This window comes from Erythrobacter donghaensis (genome assembly GCF_001557325.1).
Taxonomy (GTDB): domain Bacteria; phylum Pseudomonadota; class Alphaproteobacteria; order Sphingomonadales; family Sphingomonadaceae; genus Erythrobacter; species Erythrobacter donghaensis_B.
The window spans coordinates 1-7569 of sequence record NZ_LSJS01000323.1; the positions used below are offsets into that span (position 1 = coordinate 1).

Annotated in this window: 8 protein-coding genes; 6 read left to right on the plus strand and 2 right to left on the minus strand. The window is 69.8% G+C overall.

Annotated elements, in window-relative coordinates; all coding sequences use genetic code 11:
• The 3 genes from AX692_RS18495 to AX692_RS18505 form a co-directional block, all read left to right on the plus strand.
• Positions 1-612: HpcH/HpaI aldolase/citrate lyase family protein (locus tag AX692_RS18495; protein ID WP_073977815.1), on the plus strand; the 612-nt coding region annotated here is incomplete at its 5' end.
• 11 nt (positions 613-623) lie between these two features.
• On the plus strand, positions 624-1574 hold the full coding sequence (locus AX692_RS18500) for a toxic anion resistance protein (RefSeq protein ID WP_073973311.1): 951 nt from the start codon (positions 624-626) through the stop codon (positions 1572-1574).
• A 59-nt stretch (positions 1575-1633) separates the two neighbouring features.
• Positions 1634-2110: a hypothetical protein gene (locus AX692_RS18505; RefSeq protein WP_073973310.1), complete on the plus strand. Its 477-nt coding sequence runs from the start codon at positions 1634-1636 to the stop codon at positions 2108-2110.
• 151 nt (positions 2111-2261) lie between these two features.
• Here the strand turns inward: AX692_RS18505 and AX692_RS18510 are convergent, their stop codons facing one another.
• The gene (locus AX692_RS18510; RefSeq protein ID WP_230959481.1) at positions 2262-2549 is read right to left on the minus strand and encodes a YciI family protein; all 288 of its coding nucleotides are present in this window, start codon (positions 2547-2549) and stop codon (positions 2262-2264) included.
• Positions 2550-2696: 147 nt separating this feature from the next.
• Here AX692_RS18510 and putA point away from each other — a divergent pair, with 147 nt between their 5' ends.
• Both putA and AX692_RS18520 read left to right on the plus strand, forming a co-directional pair.
• Positions 2697-5819 carry a bifunctional proline dehydrogenase/L-glutamate gamma-semialdehyde dehydrogenase PutA gene (putA, locus tag AX692_RS18515; protein WP_073975732.1) on the plus strand — a complete coding sequence of 1041 codons (3123 nt, stop codon included), beginning with the start codon at positions 2697-2699 and terminating at the stop codon, positions 5817-5819.
• A gap of 6 nt (positions 5820-5825) precedes the next feature.
• Positions 5826-6110: a hypothetical protein gene (locus tag AX692_RS18520; protein ID WP_073975733.1), complete on the plus strand. Its 285-nt coding sequence runs from the start codon at positions 5826-5828 to the stop codon at positions 6108-6110.
• On the opposite strand, the gene AX692_RS18525 is transcribed toward AX692_RS18520, so the two are convergent.
• Positions 6107-6667, minus strand: coding sequence for a chlorite dismutase family protein (locus AX692_RS18525; protein WP_073977206.1), 561 nt, complete (start codon positions 6665-6667; stop codon positions 6107-6109). The genes AX692_RS18520 and AX692_RS18525 overlap by 4 nt on opposite strands.
• Positions 6668-6736: 69 nt before the next feature.
• Here AX692_RS18525 and AX692_RS18530 point away from each other — a divergent pair, with 69 nt between their 5' ends.
• Positions 6737-7462: an endonuclease/exonuclease/phosphatase family protein gene (locus tag AX692_RS18530; protein ID WP_073973231.1), complete on the plus strand. Its 726-nt coding sequence runs from the start codon at positions 6737-6739 to the stop codon at positions 7460-7462.
• Positions 7463-7569 lie beyond the last annotated feature (107 nt).

Sequence of the window (7569 nt, forward strand, 5' to 3'; positions counted from 1 at the left end):
ACCACCGCCAATCTTGCCGAATGGCTGGCGCGGCTCGATAGCCCCGGCCACGGCATCATGCCCACGATCGAGAGCGCCGAGGCCTTCGACCGTGCGGCGATGGTGCGGATGGCCCGCGCCCTCGCCCCTCTCGGCGAGCGCGTCCATGCGGTGCGGATCGGCGGGAACGACATCCTGAACCAATTGGGCGTGCGCCGCTCGCGCGAGCGGACCGCCTATGACACCCCGCTCGGCCTTGCCATCGCCACCATGGCCAGCGTGTTCCTGCCCGAAGGCCTCGCGCTCTCGGCCCCGGTGTTCGAGCACTATGCCCTGACCGATACCCTGCGCGAGGAGGTCGCGCGCGATGTCGAGCACGGGCTGCTCACCAAGACCGCGATCCATCCCAGCCAGGTGCCGATCATCCACGATGTGCTGCGCCCTGCGCCTGCCGAGGTGGAGGAAGCCCGCGCGATCCTCGCCGCCGAAGCGCGCGCGGTGTTCGGGCACGGCGGCTCGATGCTCGAGCCGACCACCCATGCCCGCTGGGCGCAAGGCGTGCTCGACCGCGCGCAGGTCCACGCGCCGCGCGCCGCGCCCGGTCGCCCGCAGGCACCCACGCGGGTCGCCTGACGCTCCGGCCGATGCCCACGACATCCAAGCGCCGCCGCGCGGAACTGGCCGGACAGGCGGCGAAGTTCGTCGCCGAGCTGCTGCTGATCGAACCCTTGAGCCCCGCCTTCGACCACAAGCTCGAGGGGCTCGAGGCGCTGGGCCGCGACACCATTGCGGCGGCCTCGGCGCGTCATGCCGGGAGCCTCGCTCATGTCGCGCCGCCCCCCACCACGGGCATAGCGCAGGCCACCGCCGCGCTGCGCAGCATCGCCACGGCGCTCGAACCGCTGCGGGACGGCAACCTTGCGCCCGCCACCAGGCGCCGCTTCGGGCTGTTTGCGAGCCCTGCCGACCCGGCCGGCTATTTCCGCCGCTACACCGCCGCGCAGGGCGAGATCGAGGCCGCGCTCTCGTCGCTCACCCGCGAGCGCGATGCCCTGCTGCGCGCCAATATCGGCCTCGAAGCCGAGGAGGCGTCGCTGCGCCCGCTGGTCGCCGCGCTGGAGGAACACGCGCTGTTCGCCGAGGAGGTCGCGCTCACCCTCGAGGCGCGCGCCGCCGCCATCGCGCCGCGCGAGCCGATGAAGGCCCGCCGCCTCACCGCCGATGCGCTCCACACCGTGCGCACCCGCGCGCGCGACATTGCCGAGGCGCGCGCGCTCGCCACCCAGGCGCTCGCCGCGCGCGAGGTCATCGCCGCCACCAATGCCCAGCTCATCGCGGCCATCGAGCAGGCCACCGCAACCATGCTGATGGTGCTGCGCACCGCAATGGAAGCCGCACGGTTGATGTCCCGGCAGGAACTGGTGCTCGACCGGATCGCCGGGCTCAACCGCGCAGCGAGCAACCTCATCAGCGACGAGGGCGCTCCCGCTGGCGACAAGGCGCAGGCGCTTCAGGCTGCCTTCGCGCGGCTTTACGACGCGCTCGACCGGCTGGAGAGCGAGCGCACGGCGATTCCCCCGCTTCCACCGCGCTGAAACAGGGTCTAAAGCGTCTGCCCGGCCCATCTTGCGGGCCGTTCGCAACGGGAAGCTCCGTGGGTCTGTTCGATTCGCTCAGGAAGATGTTCGCCGCGCCCGAGCCCGAGGCAGGCACCGCGCCTGCCCCGCCCGCGCCGCCGGCGCCTCCCCACGGGGTCGACTATGACGACGACCGCGTCCCCGCCCCCGCGCGCAAGAAGATCGAAGCCATCCTTGCCGCGCTCGAGGAAGTGGGCGCGATGATGGACCGCGAACAGGTGCAGGCCGTCAGCCGCACCGAGATCGAGCTGATGCGTGACGAGCACCTGCCCAAGCTGGTCAAGAGCTACATCGACATCCCGCCCGCGCACCGCGCCGAGATCTTCCGCAAGACCGGCAAGTCGGCGAGCTTCATCCTCGAAGAGAGCCTCGACACGATGAAGGGCCGGATCGACGAGATCGCCCGCAACCTCGCGCAGCACGATCTCGACGCCTTTTCGAGCAACGCGGCCTTCATCAGCCGCCGCTACAGCGACGGGGATCCTTTTCGGTAAATGTCGTTAGGCCCGGTGGCACCTTTTGGCCCCTTCCCTTCAGGGAAGGGGTTGGGGATGGGTGTTCGACGGTCGATAGGGCAGAGCCCCCACCCCCAACCCCTCCCCACGGGGAGGGGAGAAGGAACCCTCTCGATTGGGTGCTCGGAATTTACGCCCAGTCGCCCAGCAGCGGCGTGAACTCGTCCACCCGGATCAGCTGCCACACCCCGCCGGTGAGATAGGGATCGCCCGACAGGATCGCGCGCGCCGCGGCCTCGTCCTCGGCCTTCACGATCAGGAGCGAGCCGATGATCAGCCCGTCGGCGCGCTTCAAAGGCCCGACGATCACGAAATGATCGGCATTGGCGTGGATGAATTCGAGATGCGCGGGCCGGTGGATCGCGCGCAGCCGCCCGCCGTCTTCGCCGTCGCGGCAGTGGAAGCAGAACATCCGCATGCGTGTGGCCCCGTTGATCAGCGCCCGACGCTAACCGCAAGCCACGCGTGCGGCAAGGACACCCGTTGCAAAGACCGCGCTTGAAGCGCAGCCTCGCGGAGTCCAGAGGGCCGCCTTGTCCTCTCGAATCGTTTCAGGTGAAACCAGATGGCCGATTTCTCCGCCCCCCCAGCAATCGACCGCACCGACCTGCGCCGCGCCTATCGTCAGGACGAGGAAGCGGCAATCGCCGAGCGGCTGGAGCAGGCCGCTCCGGCGGCGAAGGTGCACGATGCGGCTGCGCGGCTCGCAATCGACCTGATCGAGGGCGCACGCGGCAAGAAGGCCTCCGGGATCGACGCCTTCCTCCAGCAATACGGCCTCGACACCGAGGAAGGCATCGCGCTGATGTGCCTGGCCGAGGCGCTGTTGCGCGTGCCCGATGCGGCGACCGCCGACGCGCTGATCAAGGACAAGATCGGCCAGATCGACTGGGGCGAGCATCTCGGCGAGAGTTCCTCGACCTTCGTCAACGCCGCAACCTTCTCGCTGATGCTGACCGGCGAAGTGCTCGATCCGCCCGACGCCCGGCAGAAGGGGCTGGGCAGCGCCTTCCGCCGCGCGATGAACCGGCTGGGCGAGCCGGTGATCCGCACCGCGACGGGGCAGGCGATGAAGATTCTGGGCGGCCAGTTCGTCTTCGGCCGCACCATCGACGAGGCGCTGAAACGCGCCGCGCCGGAGCGGGCGCGGGGGATCACCCACTCCTTCGACATGCTCGGCGAGGCGGCGATGACCTTTGCCGATGCGGAGAAATACCGGCAGTCCTATGAGGCGGCGCTGGTGCGGCTGGCGCGCGAGGCGGGGGCGGGGGTTGCGGGCTCGCCGGGGATTTCGGTGAAGCTCTCGGCGCTCCACCCGAAATATAATTTCTTCCATGCGGACGAGGCCAGGGCGGCGATGATCCCGGTGATCCGCGACCTCGCGCTGCGCGCGCGGGACGCCGACATCCACTTCACCATCGACGCCGAGGAGGCCGAGCGCCTCGAACTCAGCATGGACATCATCGAAGCCCTTGTGGCCGATGACGAGTTGTTCCGCCGCCCCGACGGCAGCCGCTGGGAGGGCTTCGGCCTCGCCATACAGGCCTATTCCAAGCGCGGGCTGTGGGTGTGCGACTGGGCGGGGAAACTCGCGCGGCGGCACGGGCGCAAGCTGTTCGTGCGGCTGGTCAAGGGCGCCTATTGGGACAGCGAGGTGAAGTTGTCGCAGGTGGGCGGATATGCCGACTACCCGGTCTTCACCCGCAAGGTCGCGACCGACGTCAGCTACCTCGCCTGCGCCGCGCGGCTGTTCGAGCACGCCGACGTGATCCGCCCGGCCTTCGCCACGCACAACGCCTACACCATCGGCGCGATCAAGCACCTCAGCGAAGGCCGTCCCTTCGAGTTCCAGCGCCTCCACGGCATGGGCGAGGAGGTCTACGACGCGCTCCACGCGCTCGAGGGCAACCAGAGGACGCCGGTGCGCATCTATGCGCCTGTGGGCGGGCACAAGGAGCTGCTCGCCTATCTGGTGCGCCGCCTGCTCGAGAACGGCGCCAACACCAGTTTCGTGAATCGCTTGGGCGACGCCGATATTCCGGCGGAAGAACTGGTGGGCGATCCGGTGGCGGAACTGGCCGCGCTTCAGCCGCGCAGCAATCCGGCGATCCCGCTGCCGGGGGCGATTTTCGGGGCGCGGCAGAACAGCGCGGGGGTCGACTTGAGCGATCCGTTGGTGCGCGAGCCGCTGCTCGGGCAATTGCGCGCGCTCGAAGGCCGCCAGTGGTCCGCCGAGCCGACCTTCGGGGGCACCGGGCCGGTCGCCGATGTCACCGCGCCGCATGACCCCTCGCACAAGGTCGGCACCCGCCGCGATGCGACCGCGCAGGAGGTCGAGGCAGCCTTCACCCGCGCCGCCGCGATCCAGCCCGGTTGGGATGCTCTCGGCGGCGAGCGCCGCGCGCTGCTGCTCGAAAACGCCGCCGACCTGTTCGAGGCGCACACCGCCGAATTCCTCAGCCTGTGCCAGCGCGAGGCGGGCAAGACGCTGCTCGATTCCGTGCTCGAACTGCGCGAGGCGGTCGATTTCCTGCGCTACTACGCCGCCGAGGCGAGGCGGCAGTTTGCCGCGCCGGTGATGCTGCCGGGGCCGACGGGGGAGGAGAACTCGCTGAGCCTCCACGGGCGCGGGGTGTTCGCCACGATCAGCCCGTGGAACTTCCCGCTGGCGATCTTCATCGGCATGGCTTCGGCCGCGCTTGCCGCGGGCAATACCGTGATCGCCAAGCCCGCCGAACAGACCCCGCTGATCGCCGCGCTCGCTGTCAAGCTGTGCCACGAGGCGGGCATCCCGCCCGAGGCGCTGCAACTGCTCCCCGGCGCGGGCGAGGTGGGGCAGCTGATCACCGCGAACCCCTTGCTGGCAGGCGTCGCTTTCACCGGATCGACCGACACCGCGCGCGCCATCAACCGCGCGCTGGCGATGCGCGACGGGCCGATCGCCACGCTGATCGCCGAGACCGGCGGGCAGAACGCGATGATCGTCGACAGCTCCGCGCTCCCCGAACAGGTGGTGCGCGACGTGCTGGGAAGCGCCTTCCAGAGCGCGGGGCAGCGATGCTCGGCGCTGCGGGTGCTCTATGTGCAGGAGGACATTGCGGACGGCGTGCTGGAGATGATTCGGGGCGGGTTCGAGGCATTGAAGGTGGGCGACCCCGCCGACCTCGCCACCGATGTCGGCCCGGTGATCGACGCCGAGGCCAAGGCGCTGCTCGAGGCGCACGTCGCCGATTGCATCGCCAAGGGCCTCACCGTGGAGCGCCTCTCCGGCACCCCCGCGACCGGGCATTTCGTGGCGCCGACGATCATCGAGATCGGTTCGATCCGCGACCTCGCGCGCGAGAATTTCGGCCCCGTGCTGCACGTGGTGCGCTTCAAGGCGGGCGAACTCGGCAAGGTAGTCGACGACATCAACGCCACGGGCTTCGGCCTCACGCTTGGCCTCCACAGCCGCATCGCCGAGACGCGGCGCTTCGTGCAGGGCCGCGCGCGGGTCGGCAATTTCTACGTCAACCGCAACCAGATCGGCGCGGTGGTCGAGAGCCAGCCCTTCGGCGGCGAGGGCCTCTCGGGCACCGGCCCCAAGGCCGGCGGCCCGCACTACCTCGCCCGCTTCGCGACCGAGCGGGTGGTGTGCATCGACACCACGGCGGCGGGCGGCAACGCCAGCCTGCTGGCGGCGGGTTAGGCAGCAATGGAGAATCGCCTGTTCACCATCGTCAGCGAGTTCACCGGCACAACAAGCGTGATGCAGGTGTCGGCGCCGGGAGTGGCGGCGGCGGCGGAGGCATGGGCGCGCCAGCTTGGGGCCAACATGCCGTTTGGACCATCGTCCGAACGCGTTGCCGAGGCCGTCGAGGCTAGCCTCCGGACCCTCCCTCCTACTCCGGTCGCGGGTGTGGTGAGGGTGTGGTGCTTATCGGCCTTGTGCGACGATCAGCTGTGCATCGCCAACATCGTCGAAACTAACCCCGCCTAGACCGCCCGCGTCAACCTAATGTCGATCTCGCGGCTCACGTAGGTCCATTCCTCGCTCGCGCGCAGCCGCACCAGCAGTTCGTCGAACAGCCCCTCGTGTTCGGGGGCGAATTCGAACCAGGTGAGGAAGTCGAAGGGCTCGCCCAAGTCGCGGCCGTGGTGGAGGCGGCGGGCGATCTGGGGCAGGTACTCCATCCCGATGCTCGTGTGCCGCGACTGCTCCTCATAGATCCGCCGCCGCTCGTCCTGCGCCAGCGCCCACCACGCCTCGCTCTTCGAGATCGGGATCAGCGCCGCGCGCCGCGCCTCGCCGCGCCCGAGCGGACTGCCGCGCGCCGACAGCTCGGAGAACTCCTCGCGCAAGGTATAGCGCAGGTGGCTGGCGACCCCGCACAGGCTCCACACCGGCGCGGGCGCCTCGGCAAACCCGCCCTGCCGCACGGTCAGCCCCTCAACCTCGGGCAGGCTCTCCCCCGCCAGCGTCGTCATGCCCGTCACCGCCCAGTCACCCCGGGCCCCGCCGTCGAAGGCATAGAGAACGCGCGCGCCATATGTCATGGCGCGAGGATGCGACGAACCGCGCCCCCGGCTCTATCGAATTAGCGCGGCGGCGGTTAGCTTGCGCCCATGCCCGACCCAGCGCCCCCGCCCGCCAGCACCTTCAAGGTGGCGAGCTACAACATCCACAAGGGGCTGGGCACCGACCGCCGCCGCGATCCGGCGCGGATCCTCAAGGTGCTCAGCGAGGTGGGGGCGGACGTGGTGTGCCTGCAGGAGGCGGATCTGCGCTTCGGCACCCGCGCCTCGGTGCTGCCGGGGTTCCTGATCGAGAGCCACACCGATTACGTCCCCGTGCCGCTCGACGTGCAGACGGATTCGATGGGCTGGCACGGCAACGCGATCCTCGTGCGGCGCGGGATCGATGTCGAGAGCCACGACATCATCCACATCCCCTGCCTCGAGCCGCGCGGGGTGGTGACGGCAAGGCTGCGGGTGGGCGGGACGGCGCTGACCGTCTTCGGAATGCACCTCGACCTCTCGGGCCTGTGGCGCGTGCGGCAGGCCCGCACCATCGCCGCACTGGGCGAGGCGGCACGTGAGCAAGGCCCGGTGGTGCTGATGGGCGACCTCAACGAATGGCGCGCCGTCTCAGGGTGTTTTCGCGAGTTCGGGCGGCACTTCACCCTGCTCGACCCCGGCCCGAGCTTCCCTAGCCGCCGTCCCTTGGGGAGGCTCGACCGGATCATGCATTGCCAAGCGCTGGTAGCGCAGGACTGCGGCGTCCACCGCAGCGCGCTCGCGACGACCGCGTCGGATCACCTGCCGGTGTGGGCGGAGTTTTTATCGGGGTGAGGGGCGGATGGCTGCTTTCGGGCGAAAGGCACGATGCGCTGAATGACCGGGAGTGGGTGGGAAAGCGAACGGCGGCTTTTGGGAGCAGCCGCTGCATTTCTCGTTGG